The organism is Bradyrhizobium sp. Pa8 (assembly GCF_052588265.1).
The window spans coordinates 8585692-8604663 of the sequence record NZ_CP176767.1; the positions used below are offsets into that span (position 1 = coordinate 8585692).

Annotated in this window: 17 protein-coding genes; 2 read left to right on the plus strand and 15 right to left on the minus strand. The window is 65.5% G+C overall.

What is annotated here, in order from left to right:
- Positions 1 to 2: 2 nt before the first annotated feature.
- The 4 genes from ACKWRH_RS40745 to ACKWRH_RS40760 form a co-directional block, all read right to left on the minus strand.
- Positions 3 to 2087: a hydantoinase/oxoprolinase family protein gene (locus tag ACKWRH_RS40745; protein WP_445218144.1), complete on the minus strand. Its 2085-nt coding sequence runs from the start codon at positions 2085 to 2087 to the stop codon at positions 3 to 5.
- Positions 2088 to 2253: 166 nt separating this feature from the next.
- The gene (locus tag ACKWRH_RS40750) at positions 2254 to 3075 is read right to left on the minus strand and encodes an NAD-dependent protein deacetylase (protein WP_445218145.1); all 822 of its coding nucleotides are present in this window, start codon (positions 3073 to 3075) and stop codon (positions 2254 to 2256) included.
- Positions 3076 to 3160: 85 nt separating this feature from the next.
- Positions 3161 to 3997 (minus strand): SDR family oxidoreductase, encoded by an 837-nt coding sequence (locus ACKWRH_RS40755; protein WP_445218146.1) that lies wholly within the window; start codon positions 3995 to 3997, stop codon positions 3161 to 3163.
- A gap of 74 nt (positions 3998 to 4071) precedes the next feature.
- Positions 4072 to 5391, minus strand: a complete 1320-nt coding sequence (locus ACKWRH_RS40760; protein ID WP_445218147.1) for a solute carrier family 23 protein — start codon at positions 5389 to 5391, stop codon at positions 4072 to 4074.
- Positions 5392 to 5555: 164 nt separating this feature from the next.
- Here ACKWRH_RS40760 and ACKWRH_RS40765 point away from each other — a divergent pair, with 164 nt between their 5' ends.
- Entirely contained in the window at positions 5556 to 6890 is a 1335-nt protein-coding gene (locus tag ACKWRH_RS40765; protein WP_445218148.1) for a dicarboxylate/amino acid:cation symporter, read from the plus strand.
- Between the two features lie 184 nt (positions 6891 to 7074).
- On the opposite strand, the gene ACKWRH_RS40770 is transcribed toward ACKWRH_RS40765, so the two are convergent.
- Positions 7075 to 8688: an ABC-F family ATP-binding cassette domain-containing protein gene (locus ACKWRH_RS40770; RefSeq protein ID WP_445218149.1), complete on the minus strand. Its 1614-nt coding sequence runs from the start codon at positions 8686 to 8688 to the stop codon at positions 7075 to 7077.
- 231 nt (positions 8689 to 8919) lie between these two features.
- Here ACKWRH_RS40770 and ACKWRH_RS40775 point away from each other — a divergent pair, with 231 nt between their 5' ends.
- A complete protein-coding gene (locus tag ACKWRH_RS40775) occupies positions 8920 to 9768 on the plus strand; it encodes a tetratricopeptide repeat protein (RefSeq protein WP_445222563.1) in 849 nt (282 codons plus the stop codon).
- On the opposite strand, the gene ACKWRH_RS40780 is transcribed toward ACKWRH_RS40775, so the two are convergent.
- From ACKWRH_RS40780 to ACKWRH_RS40825, 10 genes are all read right to left on the minus strand, one after another.
- On the minus strand, positions 9758 to 10477 hold the full coding sequence (locus ACKWRH_RS40780; protein ID WP_445218150.1) for a hypothetical protein: 720 nt from the start codon (positions 10475 to 10477) through the stop codon (positions 9758 to 9760). The two genes, ACKWRH_RS40775 and ACKWRH_RS40780, sit on opposite strands and share 11 nt — an antisense overlap.
- 135 nt (positions 10478 to 10612) lie before the next feature.
- The gene (locus ACKWRH_RS40785) at positions 10613 to 10960 is read right to left on the minus strand and encodes a RidA family protein (RefSeq protein WP_445218151.1); all 348 of its coding nucleotides are present in this window, start codon (positions 10958 to 10960) and stop codon (positions 10613 to 10615) included.
- Positions 10961 to 10972: 12 nt separating this feature from the next.
- The gene (locus tag ACKWRH_RS40790) at positions 10973 to 12094 is read right to left on the minus strand and encodes an NAD(P)/FAD-dependent oxidoreductase (protein WP_445218152.1); all 1122 of its coding nucleotides are present in this window, start codon (positions 12092 to 12094) and stop codon (positions 10973 to 10975) included.
- Entirely contained in the window at positions 12091 to 13509 is a 1419-nt protein-coding gene (locus ACKWRH_RS40795) for an FAD/NAD(P)-dependent oxidoreductase (RefSeq protein ID WP_445218153.1), read from the minus strand. Before ACKWRH_RS40795 ends, ACKWRH_RS40790 begins: the two co-directional genes overlap by 4 nt.
- On the minus strand, positions 13506 to 13802 hold the full coding sequence (locus ACKWRH_RS40800) for a (2Fe-2S)-binding protein (protein ID WP_445218154.1): 297 nt from the start codon (positions 13800 to 13802) through the stop codon (positions 13506 to 13508). Before ACKWRH_RS40800 ends, ACKWRH_RS40795 begins: the two co-directional genes overlap by 4 nt.
- 29 nt (positions 13803 to 13831) lie before the next feature.
- Complete coding sequence (locus ACKWRH_RS40805) at positions 13832 to 14968, minus strand: NAD(P)/FAD-dependent oxidoreductase (RefSeq protein ID WP_445218155.1); 1137 nt, start codon at positions 14966 to 14968, stop codon at positions 13832 to 13834.
- Positions 14969 to 14976: 8 nt separating this feature from the next.
- The gene (locus ACKWRH_RS40810; protein WP_445218156.1) at positions 14977 to 15783 is read right to left on the minus strand and encodes an ABC transporter permease; all 807 of its coding nucleotides are present in this window, start codon (positions 15781 to 15783) and stop codon (positions 14977 to 14979) included.
- A complete protein-coding gene (locus ACKWRH_RS40815) occupies positions 15780 to 16655 on the minus strand; it encodes an ABC transporter permease (protein ID WP_445218157.1) in 876 nt (291 codons plus the stop codon). Before ACKWRH_RS40815 ends, ACKWRH_RS40810 begins: the two co-directional genes overlap by 4 nt.
- The gene (locus ACKWRH_RS40820) at positions 16652 to 17692 is read right to left on the minus strand and encodes an ABC transporter ATP-binding protein (protein ID WP_445218158.1); all 1041 of its coding nucleotides are present in this window, start codon (positions 17690 to 17692) and stop codon (positions 16652 to 16654) included. Before ACKWRH_RS40820 ends, ACKWRH_RS40815 begins: the two co-directional genes overlap by 4 nt.
- A 23-nt stretch (positions 17693 to 17715) precedes the next feature.
- Positions 17716 to 18753: an ABC transporter substrate-binding protein gene (locus ACKWRH_RS40825; RefSeq protein ID WP_445218159.1), complete on the minus strand. Its 1038-nt coding sequence runs from the start codon at positions 18751 to 18753 to the stop codon at positions 17716 to 17718.
- Positions 18754 to 18972: the final 219 nt, after the last annotated feature.

The window sequence follows — 18972 nt, forward strand, 5'->3', positions numbered from 1 at the left end:
GATCAGGCTGCCTTTCGTTCCATGACGATGCTGCCGGCACCGTCGATATGGGCGTCAAAACTGTTGGAGACGAAGGTGGACGTCTCGTCCTCGGCGATCACGGCGGGACCCGCGATGGTCGCGCCCGGTGCCATGTCCTCGCGGCGATAGAGCGGGATCTCGATCACTTCCCCCGCGCGGCCGTCGAAGAATTTGCGGCTGCCCGAAGCCTTACCAGCGGGCTTGCGCGCAACGGAAGCGACGACGGAAGGATTGTGCGCATCGGTGGTCGCGAGCACCGACCAGCTCAGAACCTCGATCGCGGCGCCCGGGATCGGCCGCTCGAACATCGCCGAATAGTCGGCCTCGAACTTCTGGCGCAGGCCGGCGAGATCGGCCGATGTCAGCCGCCGGTTCGGCAGCTCGACTGAGATCTCGTGGCCCTGGCCGACATAGCGCATGAAGGCTGCACGGCGTTCGCGCACTGGCGCACCGGCCGCGCCCGGCTCCACCAGCGCGCGCGCTTCGGTCACCATCTCCTGGAGCAGCTCCGAGACTCCCTCCGTGTCGAAATCATCGAGGCGGACATGGCGGCTGCGCACCAGCTCATAGGCAATGGGAGCAGCCAGGAAGCCGACGGCCGAGCCGACGCCGGCATTCGAGGGCACGATCACCCGCGAGACGCCGATCTTCTCGGCGACACGCGCGGCATGCAGCGGCGCGGCACCACCGAAGGCGATCAGCGTGTGCTGGCCGACGATCTCGCCGCGCTCGACCGCATGCACGCGCGCCGCGCTCGCCATGTTCTCGCAGACGACCTCGTGCACGGCATAGGCCGCGGTTTCCGCCGACAGGCCCAGCGGCTCGCCGACGGCACGCAACAGCGCCTCCTTTGAAAGCTCCGGGTTGAGCTTGATCGTGCCGCCCGCAAAGGCATCAGGATCGATCATACCGAGCGCAACGTCCGCATCCGTCACGGCCGGACGCTGGCCGCCGCGGCCGTAGCAGGCAGGTCCCGGCTCCGACGAGGCGCTCTCGGGGCCGACAGTGACACGCTTCATCGCATCGATATGCGCGATCGAGCCGCCGCCGGCGCCGATCTCGACCATCTCGATCACGGGGATGCGCACCGGCAGGCCGGAACCCTTCAGGAAGCGCGCCGCGCGATCGACCTCGAACACGCGCGAGGTCTCGGGCTGGTATTTTTCGATCAGGCAGATTTTTGCGGTCGTGCCGCCCATGTCGAAGGACAGCACCTTGCTCTCGCCGAGCCGCGCTGCGATCTGCGCCGCGAAGATCGCGCCGCCGGCGGGACCGGATTCGACGAGGCGCACCGGAAAGCGCCGCGCCGTCTCGATCGAGGTGACGCCGCCGCCGGAGGTGACGAGATAGATCGCGCCGCGGAACTGCTCGACCTGCAAGGCATCCGCCATGCGGGCGAGATAGCCGTCGATCAGGGGTTGCACATAGGCGTTGGCGACCGCAGTGGACGTGCGCTCGTATTCGCGGATTTCCGGACACACCGCAGAGGACACGGTCACGGAGATGCCGGGCATCTCCTCGCTGAGGATCGCGGCCGTGCGGCGCTCGTGCTCGGGATTGGCGTAGGAGTGCAGGAAGGCGATTGCGACGCTCTCGACGTTCAGCGCGCGCAATTTTGGCGCGAGTGCACGCACTGCCGCCTCGTCCAGCGGGAGGCGAACGGCGCCGTGTGCGTCGATGCGCTCCGGCACGGTGAAGCGGAGCGACCGCGGCGCCAGCGGCCTCGGCTTGTCGATGCTGAGATCGTACTGGTCATAGCGGCTCTCGGTGCCGATATCGAGCACGTCGCGAAAGCCGTCGGTCGCAATCAGCGCGGTCTTGGCGCCGCGGCGCTCGATGATCGCATTGGTCGCGAGCGTCGTGCCATGAATGAAGACGTCGATGTCGCTCATATGCGCGCGCGCGTCGGTGAGAATGAGACGCATGCCGTCCAGCACCGCCTGCTCGGGCCGCTGCGGCGTCGTCAGCACCTTGCGCGTCTTGCGCACCTCGCCCACGTCCAGCACGATGTCGGTAAACGTGCCACCGATATCAACGGCAAGCCGCACCTCGGCTCCCTCAAGCATTCCAAATTCTCCGTGCTGACCCTCAAAACTCAGGGCGAAGCTGATCGTCAAAACCCAGGATGAAAGCGCAGCAATTTCCATGCCATGGAGCACGCCGAAAGCGCTGCGCTCGGCTATTCTGCTTGGCACATATGCAATAGGCAAGACGTGTTCGTCTCGCGCCTGATCAGAGCAGGAATGCAAGCGCCGCCTCGCAGCGCTCCTCGACCTTGAGCGTGAGGAGATCGTCGGCGCGGGTGCGTCCGAGATTGACCGCGGCGATCGGGATCTGCCGGTTCGCGGCCGCCTGCACGAAGCGGAATCCGGAATAGACCATCAGCGAGGAGCCGACGATCAGCATGGCGTCGGCCTGCGCCAGATGATCCTGCGCGGTGGCGACCACGTCGCGCGGAACGTTCTCGCCGAAGAACACCACGTCGGGCTTGAGGATGCCGCCGCAGGCTTCGCAGGCGGGCACCTTGAACGACGAGAAATCCGCATGCTCGAGATCGGCGTCACCATCAGGCGCATCCGCGGCGTCGAGCGTCAGCCATTCCGCATTGGCACGGCCGAGCCTGTCCTGGAATTCGTTGCGCGGGGTCTTCGCCCCGCAGCCCATGCAGCGGACCAGATCGAGCCGGCCATGCAAATCGATCACCTGCCGGTGGCCCGCGGACTGATGCAGCCGGTCGACGTTCTGGGTCAGCAGCATCTCGCAGCGTCCGCCCGCCTCGAGCCGGGCGAGCGCATGATGAGCATCGTTCGGCCTCGCCTGGCCGAACCGCCGCCAGCCGATCAGGCTGCGCGCCCAATAGCGCTGGCGCGTATGCTCTTCCGACATGAAGGCCTGGAAATTGACCGGCTGGGTCCGCTTCCAATTGCCATGGCTGTCGCGGTAATCGGGAATGCCCGAATTGGTGCTGCAGCCGGCGCCGGTCAGCACGAACAGACGTTCGTGCCGGCCGACGAAATGTTCGAGCGAACGGTTTGCCTGTGGAGGGTTTGCCATGGCGCAGATGTAGTCTGCGCCGCGTCGTTTTGCCAGATGTCCGCCGCCGCAACGTGACCAGCCGCTCGCAGTCGAAGCTGATCAACTAGCTCGCCCAGTTCTCGCGAAACTCGGGGAACAGCGTCAGGCCCCCGCAGGCATAGATGGTCTGGCCCGTGATGTAGCTGGCGTCATCCGAGGCGAGGAAGGCGAACACGGCGGCGATCTCTTCCGGCGTGCCGACGCGGCCGAGCGGAATGTGGCTGGTGACGACGCCGCGCTTGGCTGGATCACCAGTCCACGCCGCGTTGATCGGCGTGTCGATTGCGCCGGGGCCGACCGCATTGACGCGAATGCCGCGGCTGGCGAATTCAAGCGCCAGCGTGCGCGTCAGATTGGCGATGCCACCCTTGCTGATCGAATAAGCGAGATAGCCGGGCTTCGGAATGATCTGGTGGACGCTGGAGCAGTTGATGATGCTGCCGCCTCCGCCGCGCGCGACGAAATGGGCGAGCGCCTTCTGCGCGCAGAGCACGGCGCCGTTGAGATTGACGTCGATGATGCGGCGGTAGGTGTCGATGTCGAGCGCCTCGCTCGGCGACTCCCGCTGGAAACCGGCATTGTTGACAAGGCAGTCGAGCCGCTTCCAGCGCGAAAGCACCGTCTCGAACATCGCGGCGACCTCCTGCTCATTGCTGACGTCGGTCTTGACGACGACATGATCGACCTTGCCGTGGCCGCGGTCAGCCGAACCCGTCCTTGCAAGCGCCAGCGTCTCCTCGGCCCTCTCGGGGTGATCGACATAATTGATGGCGACGGTCGCGCCCTCCTGCGCGAGCCGGATGGCGACCGCGCGGCCGATGCCTTGCGAGGCACCGGTCACCAGCGCGTATTGGCCGACGAGGCGGGAGGAAAACGGGGTCGAGCGATCGGTCTGCGGCATGAGCTTTCTCCGGGGATGCCTCATCATGGACGGAACCGGCGTTTTGTTCCATCCCGCTGGCGCATCGCAGCGATTCACTCGGCGCGGCGCGCGAGCGGCGAGGTCAGGATCTGGTAGAGAATGATGGCGCCGAAGGTCGCCGTGCCGATCCCGCCGATCGTGAACGCGCCGAATTTGAGCGTGAGATCACCCGCGCCCGCGGTCAGCGCCACGGCGACGGTGATCAGGTTGGCAGGATTGGCGAAATCGACCTTGTTCTCGACCCAGATCCGTCCGGCCATCGCGGCGATCAATCCGAACAGCACGATCGAGAGGCCGCCGATGACGGGACCGGGAATCGACAGGATCAGTGCGCCGAATTTCGGCGAGAAGCCGAGCAGGATCGAGACCGTGGCCGCGAATGCAAACAGCAGTGTCGAATAGACCTTCGTCGCCGCCATGACGCCGATATTCTCGGCATAGGTGGTGACGCCGGTGCCGCCGCCGCAGGCCGCCACGATGGTCGCGAGGCTGTCGGCGAACAGCGCGCGGCCGAGATAGGCATCAAGGCTCCGGCCCGTCATGGCGCCGACGGCCTTGATGTGGCCGAGGTTCTCGGCGACGAGAATGACCGCAACCGGCGCAATCAGAAAGATTGCGTCGGCGTGGAAGGTCGGCGTGGTGAAGCTCGGCATGCCGAGCCACGGCGCGGCCGCGAGCTGCGCGAAGTCGATCGGCTTGCCGAAGCCAAGGCCGTTGGCGAACAGCAAGTACAGAAGATATCCACCCACCGCGCCGAGGATGATCGGCAGGCGGCGCCACAGGCCTGGAGCGGCAACGGCCACCACGCCGATGATCAGAACCGTCGCGAGCCCGATCCAGGTGTCGAACGCGTTGGCGCTCACCGCCTTGACGGCCACGGGCGCGAGATTGAGGCCGATCGCAGCGACCACGGCGCCGGTGACGGCCGGCGGCATCAGGCGCTCGACCCAGCCAACGCCCGACCACATCACGATCAGCGCGATCACGCCGTAGAGCACGCCGGCGCCAACGATGCCGCCGAGCGCGACGGAGAGATTTGGATTCGGCCCCTGCCCGGCATAGCCGGTGGCGGCGATGACGACGGCGATGAACGCGAAGCTCGAGCCGAGATAGCTCGGCACGCGCCCGGCGACGATGACGAAGAAGATCAGCGTGCCGATGCCGGAGAACAGGACCGCAACGTTGGGATCGAACCCCATCAGCAGCGGCGCGATGATCGTCGAGCCCGACATCGCGACGCAATGCTGGAGACCGGAGACGACGGTCTGGCCCCATGACAGCCGTTCCTCGGGCATGATCACGCCCGAGGCCTTGAATTTCCAGCGCGGAAAATAGCTCTGCGGCTGCTCGTCCGAGCCCACCGTGGTTGTCATATTCCCCCCGTTGCGGTGCAGCGACCGATCTTCGTGCGATCCGACAAAAATGTGATTGTCGCTTCTGCGGCGACCATCACATGATGCGAGTCATGCAAGATTCAAAGCTTGCAAAAATCCAGATCTTGCAGAATCAAAAATCAATGCGTTCCGGGGCACACACTATGACACAAGTCGCGATCCAGCCAGCCATCCATCGCCGGCATCAACCCTGGTACAAGATCCTCTACATCCAGGTGCTGATCGCGATCGGGCTCGGGGTGCTCATCGGCTATTTCTATCCCGATCTCGGCAAGGAGCTGAAGCCGCTCGGCGACGGCTTCATCGCGCTGATCAAGATGATGATCGCGCCGGTGATCTTCTGCACCGTGGTGCACGGCATCTCCTCGATGGGCGACCTCAAGCGCGTCGGCCGCGTCGGGCTGAAGTCGCTGATCTATTTCGAGACGGTCTCCACCGTCGCCCTCGCGATGGGCCTGCTCGTCGGCGAGGTGCTCCAGCCCGGGCACGGCTTCAACATCGATCCCGCGACGATCGATCCGAAGTCGGTGGCGACCTACGTCACCCAGGCCAAGGAGCAAGGCATCGTCGCCCATCTGATGGCGATCATTCCCGACAGCTATGTGGGTGCGATCGCGCGTGGCGACCTGCTTCAGGTGCTGCTGATCTCGATCCTCTCGGGCTTCGCCATCGCCTTCCTCGGCAAGGCCGGCGAGCCGATCGCGGAGGCGATCGACAAGGCCGCAAAAATGTTCTTCGGCATCATCCGCATCATCGTGCGCGTGGCGCCGATCGGCGCGTTCGGCGCGATGGCGTTCACCGTCGGCGCTTACGGCCTCGGCTCGCTGCTCAACCTCGCAGCCCTGATCGGCACTTTCTACCTCACCAGCATCCTGTTCGTGCTGATCGTGCTGGGCTCGATCGCCCGGCTCGCCGGCTTCTCGATCCTGCGTTTCATCGCCTACATCAAGGACGAGCTTCTGATCGTGCTCGGCACCTCGTCATCGGAGACGGTGCTGCCGCAGATGATCCAGAAGATGGAGCATCTCGGAGCCTCGCGCTCGGTGGTCGGCCTCGTCATTCCGACCGGCTACAGCTTCAACCTCGACGGCACCAACATCTACATGACGCTGGCGACGCTGTTCCTGGCGCAGGCGACCAACACCCATCTGACAATCTGGCAGGAGCTCGGCATTCTCGGCATCGCCATGATCACCTCGAAGGGCGCCTCGGGCGTGACCGGCGCCGGCTTCATCACGCTCGCCGCGACGCTCTCGATCGTTCCCGACATCCCGATCCAGTCGATCGCGATCCTGGTCGGGATCGACAAGTTCATGAGCGAATGCCGCGCGCTCACCAACCTGATCGGCAACGGCGTCGCCTGCGTGGTCATCAGCATCTCAGAAGGCGAGCTCGATCGCGAGGCGCTGCACGAGACCATGGCTCATCCGCTGGAGATGGGCGAGGCGCTGGAACCGGGCGGCAGCGCGACCTCGTAGGTCGCGCGCAAGTCTGGCGCGACCCGGTTCCGACGCGGTAGTTTTCCGGAGTGGTAAATTGATGAAGCACGCGTCACAACAGCTGCGTTGGGATCACGGATTGATACTCATTTTTTCTACCCGACGCGCTGGGGGCAGGGCGTCGGGTTTTTGAAAATCTGCCATATCGAACCGCAGGGCGGGATCAGACGATCCCGCCGTTGGCGTGCAGCGCACCGGCGGCGAGATCCAGCCGTCGCGTGACGCCGATCGCCTGCAAGAACGCTTCATCATGGCTGACGACGAGCAGCGCGCCGTCATAGGCCCGCAGGCCCGCCTCGACGGCTTCGATCGCGTCGATGTCGAGATGATTGGTCGGCTCGTCCAGAATCAGCAATGAAGGCGGTGTCCTCCCGCCAAACACGCAGGCAAGGCCGGCACGAAGCCGCTGCCCGCCACTCAGGCTCCCGACGATCTGCAACGCAGCATCGGCGCGAAACATGAAGCGCGCCAGCGCGGCATGGCACTCATTCGTGCCCGCATGTGGATGGAGACGCCTGAAATTATCCAGGATGGAGACCGCGGGATCGAGCAGGCTGACTTTCTGGTCGAACAATGCGAAGTCCGGCCTGACCCGCACGGTGCCCGCAAGAGGGCGCATCTCGCCGGCAATGAGCTTCAGCAAGGTCGTCTTGCCCGAGCCGTTCGGCCCGACGATTGCAACGCGCTCCGGCCCGACGATTGTGAAAGATAGATCGCGCATGATGGCGCGCTCCGGACGATAGCCGGCACTGACCCCGTCGAGCCAGACCACCTCCCGCCCCGCCGGCAGGTTTGTCGATGGCAATGCCGCGGACAGCGGCTGAAGGATCTCGATCCGACGGCGCGCAATGTCGACAGCCTCCAGTGCTTCCGCGCGCCGCCGCTCGGCGATCTGCGCGGCCTTTCCGCCGGTGTCCTCGCTGCGATCCCTGCGCGCGCCGGCGAGGATGCGCGGCATGTCGCCCTTGGCGCGCTTCTTCCTGCCGCCGCTGTCCTTGCGCGCCTTTCGCTCCGCGGCCTCCTGCGCCTTGCCGTCGATCTCGGCGAGATGCTTCTCGGCATGCGCGAGGTCGTGCCTGACGGCAGCGAGCTCGACAGCTTTCTGCTCGCGATACCGGCTCCAATTGCCGCCATAGCGTCTTGCCCCGAGCGATGTCAGCTCGACGATCGCATCCATGGTCTCGAGCAGGTTACGGTCGTGGCTGACGACGATCGCGCCGCCCCGCCAGTTCGCCAACAGGTCGACCACGGCCTTTCGTCCATCCCGATCGAGATTGTTGGTGGGCTCGTCGAGCAGCAGAAAATCCGGCTCGGCGAAAACCAGAGCGGCCAGACGGATCCGCGTGACCTGCCCGCCCGACAAACGATCCAGCTCCGTGTCGGGCCCGGGATCGAACCCGACACGCGCAAGCGCGGACGCGAGCCGCGCTTCAAGCGTCCAGTCGATTTCGGCGACCTCGTCGGCGGACGCATCGCCGCGCTCGGCACGGCGAAGCAGCTCCAGCGCAGCACGCGCGCCCAACAGGTCGATCACGGTGGCGTTCGCAGGGAGCCGAACATCCTGGCGGAGCATCCCCACGGTTCCGCCGACGAGCACGCGTCCCGCTTGAGGGACATGCTCGCCCGCGATCGCAGCAAGCAGCGTTGTCTTGCCAACGCCGTTGCGGCCGACGAGGGCGGCTCGCTCAGTGCCGAATGTCAGGTTGAGGTCGGAAAGGAGAGGACGAGCGTCAGGCGTGGACAGCGAGAGGTTCGACAGGATGATTGAGGCAGGCATGGATTTCCCCGTGAGCAAGGCGGATCGGCGTTGCGGTCGGGATGAAATCCATGGATGCGAAACTCCTGATTGAGACCTAGCTCATAGTCCCGCCGGGCGACGAGATCAACGTGCATTGCGTGCGACGCCACCGGGCCGATCACCGACGCATCACGAAGCTGTTGATGGACGCTGCACAGGCCGTGCGGTAGGGGAAAAAAAACGAACGTGTCTCAACCAAGAGGCCATCTCGTGAGCGGCAAGCCGAACAGCGCCCTCGCCCAACTGCTTCAGCAAGCCTTTCTGGCGCTACGGGCAAGGCAGTTTGACATCGCAAGGCAGCTTGCGACCGAAGCCCTGAAATCAAATCGCACCGACCGGAATGCCGTGCTGATCCTGGCCCATGCCCTGCTTGGCCAGGAGCGTGCGGAGGAGGCGATCGCGCCGCTGGAGAAAGCCGCGAAGCGCAATGACGATCCGGAGATCGAGACGCTGCTCGGCCATGCGCTGTGCGCCGCGCGGCGCAAAAGCAATGGAATAGCGCAACTGCGGCAGACCGCAGCACGCCGTCCGCCCTATCTGCCCGCGTTCCAGGAGCTGGCGGGCCAGCTCGCGAACGCCGGAGAGGTCGGCGAGGCGATCGGGATCATCGAGCAGGCCCTCGCGCTCGCCCCCGCCAGCGTCGACCTGCAACTCGACCTTGGCCGCATGCATGTCCGGAATAACAATCGCGCCAAAGCGCGTACCATCCTGACATTCGCGCGCGCGGCCGCGCCGGGACGCACCGACATCCTGACCGAACTTGCCTGGGCAGAGCTTCTCGACGGCGCCTATGCAAAAGCCGCCGACACCTACCGTCACGCGCTCGGGCTTCGCCCGCACGACGCGCTCTCCCGCGCCAATCTTGCGATCTGCCTCATGGAGATGGGCGAGCGCGATGGCGGCGAGGCCGCGCTGCGGTCCGTGTATGGCGGACGGCCGCAGATGCTCAGCCGCGCCGCCCTCACACTCGCCGCCTCGTCGCACGGCCGCTTCTTCTTCCGCCCGAGCGCGGCGGCGAAGTTTCTGGGGGGCGAGCCCGAGCGGGCGGCTACGCCCTGAATTTCCGCCGATACAGGCCCGGCTCGCGCTTCAGCGCGGCGCGCAAGGCGTGGACCTTCTGCGCTTCGTCCTCGGTGAAGGCCGAGGTCTGCCGCGTCCAATCCTCGCGCTTGACCGGAATGCATTGCGCGATCGGCGTGCCCCTGGGCAGCACGCCGCGAAAGCCCGTATTGTGCCAATGCGCCGGAAAGTGGATCCAGCTGTCGCGATAGCGATCGCAATCGACGAGGCCGCTCAGCGTGGTGAACGGCAGATCAAAGCGATTGATCGGATGGGTGAAGAACAGCGAATAGCCTTCCGGGGCTTCGATGGTCCAGAGATTGTGAAACTTGATGACGAAACGGTCGGCCTCGAACAGCGGCGAGCCGGTGAGCTGGCCCTGATCGTGGAAGCTGATCGGCGAGCGCGGAAAATCGATCTCGCCACCGGGCGGAATATCGTTGTCCCAGCTGATCTCGCCATCTTCTATCCGGAGATCACAGATCAGCGGGATCAGGAATCCGCATGTCATCGCGTCGATGAAGGGCGGGCAGCGCTTGACCGTTTCATCATCCTGCTGATTGAGGGCGCTGAAGGCCGTGGTCGGCATCGCCCTGAGCCAGTCGGGAACGCCGAGATTCGCCGGCACCGGCTGCGGCAGCAAGCCTTCGAGTTCTCCGGGACAGCGAAATTTGATCGCGAGCTTATTGTTATTATTCTGCGAGGACATTGGGCATTCCAGCCGAGTCCTCTACTGATAAACGGAAACTGCGGCGCGTCAAAGCGCCGCAGCTAGTCCAGATCATTACATCTTCGTCATGTTCGGATCGACGGCTCTCTTCACGGGCCCGTGAGAAGAGCGCAATCAGCCCTTGAGCGCAGTGACGACCACCTCGATCAGCGCGCCGCCGCCGAGATCGGCGACGCCGACGGTGGCACGGGTCGGCAAATTGTCGCCGAAGAACTCGGTCCAGGCCGCGTCCATCTCCTTCTTCTTGGAGAGGTCCGTGACGAAGATCGAGGTGCTGACGACGCGCGACTTGTCGGTGCCGGCTTCCTTCAGATAGCCGGCGATCTTGCCGAGGATGTTCCGGGTCTGATCGCCCATCGAGACCGAGGTGTCGTCGGCGATGGTGCCGCCGATGAAGACGAAGCCGTTGGCCTCGACGGCGCGGTGCATGATGGGCGTGCGGATGCTGCGGGAGATGCTCATGATGTCCTCTTCTTAGAGCGTGGAAGGATGGAAACGGTCGATGCCGAGATCGCCGATTCGGGTCTGGGTGCCACCGTTGACGATCAGCTCGGCCATCACGGCGCCGGCGCCGGGGCCGAGCTGGAAGCCGTGCAGCGAGAAGCCGAACTGGTGATAGAGGCCCTTGTGGCGGCTGCTCGGTCCGAACACGGGGATGTCGTCCTTCATCTTCGCCTCGATGCCGGCCCAGGCGCGGACGATCGTGGCGCTGCGCATCACCGGGAACAGCTCGAACACGGTGCGGGCGCTGATCGCAAGGCTCTTCCAGTCCAGCACCGTCTCGTTGCGATCCTGATAGGGCGTTGCCAGATGGCCGCCGCCGATCAGCACGGTGCCGTTCTTGAATTGCTTGAACGACAGCTTGCGACCGCGCAGGATCACGACGGGGTCGATGAAATGCGGCACGCGTGAGGTGATCATCAACATCGGCGCCACGGTCTCGACCGGAACGGGCTCGCCGAGCGCGGCGGCAATCTTCCCGGCCCAGGCGCCGGCGGCGTTGACGAGCACCGGCGCGGCAAAGGTTTCGGTGCCGACATCGACATGCCAGAGGCCGTCGCTCTGCCGGATGTTGCTGGCCGCCACGCCCTCGCGCACGGTTGCGCCGAGCTGCGCGGCCTTGCGCCGGAACGCCGTCGTTGTCTGCGCCGGATTGGCGGCGCCGTCACGGCGCGAGACGACCCCGCCGGGGCAGGTTTCAGCCACCGCCGGCACCAGGCGCCGCAGCTCGGTCGCATCGATCAGCTCTTCATGGGTGAAGCCGAGCGCGTTCAGTTCGGACACACGCGCGCGGCAGACCGCGAGCTCCTCCTCGTTCTCCGCGACGAGCACCTGGCCGTAACTCTCAAAGCTGCAATCGTCGTCGAGGAGATCGGTGATCTTCTCCCAGATCCCCATCGAGCGGATCGAGAGCGGGATTTCGGGCACGTGCCGCGCGAGCTGGCGGACGCCGCCGGCATTGACGCCGGAAGCATGGCGACCGGCGTAGTCTTTCTCGATCAGCACCGGCTTCATGCCGGCGAGGCACAGATGCAGCGCGGTCGAGCATCCGTGGATGCCGCCGCCGACGACGATCGCATCCACGTTTTGGGTCATCCGCGCACCACCGCCTTGACGTCGGCCTCGCTCTTCGGAACGGCGGCGAGCTCGGCGAGCGTGATCGGCTTGACCGGCGCGCGCAGCCGGTAATAGCCGATCTCCTGTGCCGTCTTGCCCCGCGCCTGCGCCATCAGCTCGGTCACGGTGAGGCCGCAGAGCCGGCCCTGGCACGGGCCCATGCCGGTGCGGCGATAGGCCTTGAGCTGGTTCGGGCCGGTCGCGCCGATGGCGACGGCATCGAGAACGTCCTTCGCGGTGACTTCCTCGCAGCGGCAGACGATGGTGTCGCCCGTGGGAATGCGGAACTGCGGCGCGGGGCGGAACAGCGTGTCGAGGAAGACGCGGCCGCGCTCGGCCTTGGCGAGATCGGCGCGGAGCGCCGCCATCGGCACAAGTTTTGTCGCAACCGCAGGCGCCAATGCCTCCACCGCCGCGCGCGCCGCGATGCGGCCACGGAACACGGCCGCGTTGGCACCACCGATGCCGGCCCCGTCACCAGCGATCGCGATGCCAGCGACCGACGAATTGCCGCTCGCGTCGAGCACCGGCGACCAGCACAATTGCAGATCATCCCAGCGATGTTCGATTCCCGCCGCCATCGCCAGATTGACGTTGGGCACGACGCCCTGATGCAGCAGCAACAGATCCGCAGGGATAGTCTCGCGCTTGCCGCCGGCGACATAGCTCACATTCGCGAGCTGGCCCTCACCGGATGCTGAGAGCTCGGTGACGCCGGAGGCGACCTGCACCTTCGCCTTCACCTCGCGCACCATCGACAGGCCCTTGGTGAAATAGGGCGAGGTCAGGAAGGCGAAGGCATGCGGCAGGGCCGCGAAGTAGTTGCCGCGCTCGGTGGTGTCGAGGATGCGGTCGATGCGGCCGCCGAGCCGCAAGATCTGCGCGGCGAGCAGCCAGAGCAGAGGCCCCTGCCCCGCGATCACCGTGCGTCCGTCAGGCACCAGGGCCGATGATTTCAGCATCGTCTGCGCCGCGCCCGCGGTCATCACGCCCGGCAAGGTCCAGCCGGGAATCGGGAACGGCCGCTCCAGCGCGCCGGTCGCAAGAATCACGCGCTGCGCCTTGAGGAAAGCGGACGCACCGCCGATCGAGACGGCGATCTCGAGATTGCGGTCGAGGCTCCAGACGGTGGCGCGATGGATAATCTCGGCGCGGCTCGCGCGGAGCGACTGAACGAGATCGGCACCGACCCAATAGTCGGCGCCAAGCTGGTTGCGGTCGGTCACGGGCGTGGACGAGATGGCGCGAAACACCTGGCCGCCGGGGCCGATGTTCTCGTCGAGCAGCAGCGTCGACAGGCCGGCTTCGGCGGATGTCGCGGCGGCCGCGAGGCCGGCGGGCCCGGCCCCGATCACCACGACGTCATAGGCTTCGCGCTTGGGAGCCACAGTCATTTTCCGATCTCCCGCTTGCCCTTCTGGATCTCGATCTGCATGCCCTCGGCGACGGGCACGAGGCAGCCCTGGCGGTTGCCGACGCCGTCGATGGTGACGAGGCAGTCGAAGCACACGCCCATCATGCAATAGGGCAGACGCGGCGCGCCGCTCACGGCGGTGGAACGGCGCGCATCACAGCCGGAGGCCAGCAGCGCGGCGGAGACGGTGTCGCCCTGGCGCGCCGCGATGGCCGTGCCATCCACGAAGATCTGGACCGGCGGTCGCTTGTCCTGTTCGGATCGTCTAAACATGGGATGCCTCTTGGCTCCTTTAGATATCTCTAATAGCCGCTGTTGTTCGCAGCACCGGCGGCGCCGAAACGGCTGGCCGAGAACGCGCCGACCAGCTCCGGCTCGAGCGCGCCAGCTGCGACCATGCGCGCGATCTCGAAAGCGTGGTTGGAGGCGAGCGTCACGCCGGAATGGCAGCAGGCGACGAAGGCACCGGGATGCGTCTCCGACCGGTCGTAGATCGGAAAGCCGTCCTGCGGCATGACGCGGATGCCGGCCCAGCTCCTGACCACGTTGAGCCGCGACAGATGCGGGAACATCCGCTGGGCGCGATCGGCCATCACGGCGCTGACGGAATGCTTCAGCGCGCGATCGTCGAGCTCGTCCTCCTTGCTGTCGCCGATCATCACCGTGCCCTCGTCGGTCTGGCGGATCGTGGTCAGCGGATGCGGCAGGAACGGCATGGTGCGCTCGGTCACCACGATCTGGCCGCGGGTCGGGCCCATCGGCGCGTGGAGACCGACCATCGGCGCCAGCGTCTGGTTGGCATTGCCGGCGGCGAGCACGATCTTGGCGGCGCGCAGTTCGCCCTTCGGCGTGGCCAGGCGGAATTCGCCACCGCTCTTGCTGATCGCCGAGACCGGACGCTCCGGAAAATAATCGATGCCGAACGCCCTGAAGCCGGTGTGGAAGGCGCGGAACGTCCGCAGCGAATTGACGTGGCCGTCGAGCGGGCAATAGCTGCCGCCGGAGACTTCGGGGCCAATCAGCGGCAGCGACTTCTTCACCTCGGACGCCGAGAGCATCTCCATCTTGTAGTCGGCAGCACCAGTCTGATTGTGCATGCGCTTGACGAGATCGGTGCGCTGGCCGAATTCGTCCTCGCCGAGCGTCAGATGGAAGCCGCCGTTCTGCTGAAGCGAGACGTCGAGGCCGGTCTGTTGCTTCAGCTCTGAAGCAAGCCGGCCCCACGCTTGCGACGCCTGCACGGTCCAGACCGTGTAAGCGGGCATGCCGAGCCCTTTGCTCTGAACCCAGACCAGGGCAAAGTTCGCGCGCGAGGCGCGCTTGGTGATGTCACCTTCGTCGAGAACGGCCACGCTCTTGCCGAGCCGGCCTAGACCCCAAGCAATCGCGGAGCCGAGCAATCCGCCGCCGACGACGGCGACGTCGTAATCCCTGGACATGGGTTCTCCTATCGTCCCGTATCGCCCTTGCCGGCGAGCACACGGTCGAGCCCGTAGAAGCGGTCGAGCAGAATGAGGGCGGTCATGGTGATCGCGATCACGCAGGCCGAGACCGACGTCACCAGCGGATCGATGTTGTCCTGGATATAAAGGAACATGCGCACCGGCAACGTCTCGGTGCCGGGTGCCGCGAGGAAGACGGTCATGGTGAGATCGTCGAACGACTGGATGAAGGCGAGCGCCCAGCCGCTGATGACGCCGGGCAGGATCAGCGGCAGCGTCACGCGGCGAAACAGTGTCCAGCCGTTGGCGCCGAGCGAGACTGCCGCCATCTCCACCGAGAGGTCCATGCCGGTCGCCGCCGCCAGCGTCAGCCGCAGCGCGAACGGAAACACGATGATGACATGGGCGATGATCAGCGCGGCAAAGCTGCCGCCGAGGCCGGCCGAGGTGAAGAAGCGCAGGAACGCGATGCCGAGCACGACATGCGGGATCATCAGCGGCGACAGGAACAGCGCCGCCAGCGCATCGCGGCCGCGGAAGCGATAGCGCGCGATTGCCAGCGCCGCCGGCACCGCGAACAGCAGCGCCACGAGGGACGACAGCGCACCGAGCCCCAGGCTGACCCAGAAGGCATGGATGAACTCGGGATAGTTGGCGATCGCCCTGAACCAGCGCAGCGAGAATCCGTTGGTCGGCAGCGACAGAAAGCCCTCGGGCGTGAAGGCAACGAGGCAGACCACCAGGATCGGCGCGACCATGACGACGACGAAGATGGTGTGGAAGATCAGCGCCAGCGTGCCGTTCCGGCTCATCGGAACACCTCCGCGTAGCGGCGCTCGATCAGCGCGTTGCTGCCGACGACGATCAGCACCAGCGCGACCAGCAGCAGCGTTGCGACCGCTGCACCGAGCGGCCAGTTCAGCGTGTTGAGGAACTCGTCATAGGCCAGCGTCGCCGCGACCTTGAGCCGACGGCCGCCGATGATCGCGGGCGTCGCGAAGGCACTGGCGGAGAGCGAGAACACGATGATCGCCCCCGACAGCACGCCCGGCATGATCTGCGGCATGATGATGCGGCGGATGATGGTCACGGGCCCCGCGCCGAGCGACATCGCGGCGTTCTCGATCTGCGGGTTGAGCCGCTGGAGCGCGGCCCACACCGACAGCACCATGAACGGCATCATCACATGGGCGAGCGCAACCACCATCCCTGTCTCGGTGAACATGAAGGGAATGGGCGAGCGGATCACCCCGAGCGACATCAGGAGCTTGTTGACGAGGCCGTTGTTGCCGCCGAACAGCAGCGCCCAGCCAAGCGTCCGCGCCACCACGGAGATCAAGAGCGGCCCGAGGATGATCAGCAGGAAAAAGCTCTTCCAGCGGCCGCTCATGCGGTTGAGGATATAGGCTTCCGGCGCACCAAGCACGGCGGTGAGCACCGTGGTCAGGATCGCAATGCGAAACGTCCGCCAGAACATTTCTGCGTAATAGGGATCGGTCGCGATCTCGTGCCAGTTTTTGAGGATGAAGACCGGCTCGATGCCCTTGTACTGGCCCCAGTCGTGGAACGACAGCATCACCGTCATCGCCAGCGGAATCAGCAGCACGCCCACGAACAGCATCAAGGCGGGCGCGGTCAGCGCCCACGGCGCACGCGCGCTGCGCTCCTCGGCGGCCGTGCTCATGCGCCTGCCCTCGCGCGCACGCTCATGTCCTCGGGCCGCCAGACGAGGCGAACCGCCTCGCCCTCTGCCGGCGGCGCCGTCCCGTCATTCTGGCGGATCACGATCGCCGGCCCGCATTCGCTGTCGCACTGGAACAGCCAGTGATTGCCCTGGAAGATACGCGTGACGATCTTTGCGCTGAGCCCCGTATCGCCAAAGCCGATCCGTTCAGGGCGAATGCTGACAGTGACGGGGCCACTGAGCCCGGCCGGCGCCGGCGCGTTCCAGGAGCCGGCAACCAGCCGCACCGGCGTCGCGGTCCGATCAATCGTCGCCGCAAAATCGTTGGTCTTGCCGAGGAACTGCGAGACGAAGGCCGAGGCCGGCTTCTCATAGGTCTCCTGCGGCGAGCCGATCTGCTCGATGCGGCCCTGGCTCATCACCACGATGCGGTCGGACAGCGACATCGCCTCGTTCTGGTCGTGGGTGACCAGGATCGTCGTGGTGCCGATGGTGCGCTGGATCTGGCGCAGCTCGATCTGCATCTCCTCGCGCAGTTTGGCGTCGAGGTTCGACAGCGGCTCGTCGAGCAAGAGCACGCTCGGCTTGATCACCAGCGCGCGCGCCAGGGCCACGCGCTGCTGCTGACCGCCGGACATGCGGCGCGGATGGCGGTCCTCGTAGCCGGCGAGCCCGACCATCGCGAGCGCGGTGCGGACGCGCTCGGTTCTTTCGGCGCGCGGCACGTTGCGCATCTCGAGGCCGAACGCGACGTTCTCCGCCGCCGTCATGTGCGGAAACAGCGCGTAGCTCTGGAACACGATGCCGAGCCCACGCTTCGCGGGATGGATCGCGGTCAGGTCCTTGCCCTCCAGGCGGATCGCGCCGCGTGTGGGATCGAGGAAGCCCGCGATCATCTGCAGGGTCGTGGTTTTGCCGCAGCCGGACGGGCCGAGGAAGGAGATGAACTCCCCCTTGCCCACCGACAGACTGAAGTCATCGACCACAGTCTGCACGCCGAACTGCTTTGCGACCCGATCGAGCTCGAGATAGGCCATGCGCTGTCTCCGCAACGATCAGATCAACGCTCGACCTCGCGATTCCAGCGCTTGGTCCACTCCTCGCGCTTCTCGTTGATCACAGTCCAGTCCGGATTATAGAGCTTTGCCGCGCGCTCACCGATCGGCGCCATCTTGCCGAGCTCCGGCGGGACCACCAGCGATTTCAGCACCGGGCCGTAGCCGTAGTCCTTCAGCATCACGAGCTGGATTTTTGGATCGAGCAGCATCTTGACGAAGTTGGAGGCAAGAGGCGAGGCGTTCGGCTTGGTGATCGGACACGCGGTCGTCAGCAGCGTGGCCGCGCCTTCCTTCGGATAGACGAAGTCGACGGGGAAGCCGGTGTTGGCGAAGCTCTGCACGCGGCCGGTGCCCCACACCGCGATCACGGCCTGACCGGATTGGAACAGCTCGGTCATCTTGCCCGGCGACGGCTCGTAGGCGAGCACGTTCGGATTGATCTGCTCCTTGAAGATCTTGAAGCCGGAATCGACGTTGGTCTCGCCGCCGCCGTTCATCTTCGACAGCATCACCAGCGCTTCGAGACCGTAGGTGTTGTTGATCGGCGGGATCACGAGCTGCTTGGCGTATTTCGTATCCTTCAAATCGTTCCAGGAGGTCGGCGGCGCCCAGCCTTTCTCGGCGAACACCTTGGTGTTGTACATCAGGCCGGTCGCGACGATTCCGATCGCAACAGCGCGATCGTCCTTGAAGCGCGCGGTGTCGTAGAGATCAGCGGCCGGCAGGCCGTCGAGCTTGCCGCAGAAGCCGAGCTGAATCGCCTGGTACATCGGGCCGTCGTCGACGATGGCGACGTCGATCTGCTGGTTGCCCTTCTGCGCCTGGAGCTTGGCCAGCGTGTCGGTGGAGTTGCCGGCGACGTATTCGACCTTGACGCCGTTCTCCTTCTCGAAGGCCGGGATCACCTCATCACGGATGGTCTTCTCGAACGAGCCGCCGTAACCGGCGACATAGAGCGTTTTCTGCTGGGCCGAGGCGGCCGACGGGACGGCGATGAGCGCTGCGATGCTGACCGCGGTGAGAAGGCTGAGAGTCTTCATATGGACCGATCTCCAATACCGGGATGAGGTGACGTGCCGAAAAATCTCTGACTGAGGCGCCTTCCGCATTTCCTTCCGCGCCAACCCTCTCCGGACAGGGCTCCGGCCCCTGTTCGCCAGGTTTTGGCGCGATTCGGAGGTTTGAACACCTCCAATCTGCCGAAAAAGCGGGCTGTCTCCAGTCCTGATGAAAAAGATCGCAAACCCTGGCTTCCATCG

Coding starts and splice junctions, on each gene's coding strand:
- ACKWRH_RS40805 (WP_445218155.1), bottom strand. CDS start 14,968: ATGTCCAGGGATTACGACGTCGCCGTCGTCGGCGGCGGATTGCTCGGC.
- ACKWRH_RS40745 (WP_445218144.1), bottom strand. CDS start 2,087: ATGCTTGAGGGAGCCGAGGTGCGGCTTGCCGTTGATATCGGTGGCACG.
- ACKWRH_RS40800 (WP_445218154.1), bottom strand. CDS start 13,802: ATGTTTAGACGATCCGAACAGGACAAGCGACCGCCGGTCCAGATCTTC.
- ACKWRH_RS40750 (WP_445218145.1), bottom strand. CDS start 3,075: ATGGCAAACCCTCCACAGGCAAACCGTTCGCTCGAACATTTCGTCGGC.
- ACKWRH_RS40790 (WP_445218152.1), bottom strand. CDS start 12,094: ATGACCCAAAACGTGGATGCGATCGTCGTCGGCGGCGGCATCCACGGA.
- ACKWRH_RS40785 (WP_445218151.1), bottom strand. CDS start 10,960: ATGAGCATCTCCCGCAGCATCCGCACGCCCATCATGCACCGCGCCGTC.
- ACKWRH_RS40770 (WP_445218149.1), bottom strand. CDS start 8,688: ATGCCTGCCTCAATCATCCTGTCGAACCTCTCGCTGTCCACGCCTGAC.
- ACKWRH_RS40825 (WP_445218159.1), bottom strand. CDS start 18,753: ATGAAGACTCTCAGCCTTCTCACCGCGGTCAGCATCGCAGCGCTCATC.
- ACKWRH_RS40755 (WP_445218146.1), bottom strand. CDS start 3,997: ATGCCGCAGACCGATCGCTCGACCCCGTTTTCCTCCCGCCTCGTCGGC.
- ACKWRH_RS40810 (WP_445218156.1), bottom strand. CDS start 15,783: ATGAGCCGGAACGGCACGCTGGCGCTGATCTTCCACACCATCTTCGTC.
- ACKWRH_RS40765 (WP_445218148.1), top strand. CDS start 5,556: ATGACACAAGTCGCGATCCAGCCAGCCATCCATCGCCGGCATCAACCC.
- ACKWRH_RS40815 (WP_445218157.1), bottom strand. CDS start 16,655: ATGAGCACGGCCGCCGAGGAGCGCAGCGCGCGTGCGCCGTGGGCGCTG.
- ACKWRH_RS40795 (WP_445218153.1), bottom strand. CDS start 13,509: ATGACTGTGGCTCCCAAGCGCGAAGCCTATGACGTCGTGGTGATCGGG.
- ACKWRH_RS40760 (WP_445218147.1), bottom strand. CDS start 5,391: ATGACAACCACGGTGGGCTCGGACGAGCAGCCGCAGAGCTATTTTCCG.
- ACKWRH_RS40820 (WP_445218158.1), bottom strand. CDS start 17,692: ATGGCCTATCTCGAGCTCGATCGGGTCGCAAAGCAGTTCGGCGTGCAG.
- ACKWRH_RS40780 (WP_445218150.1), bottom strand. CDS start 10,477: ATGTCCTCGCAGAATAATAACAATAAGCTCGCGATCAAATTTCGCTGT.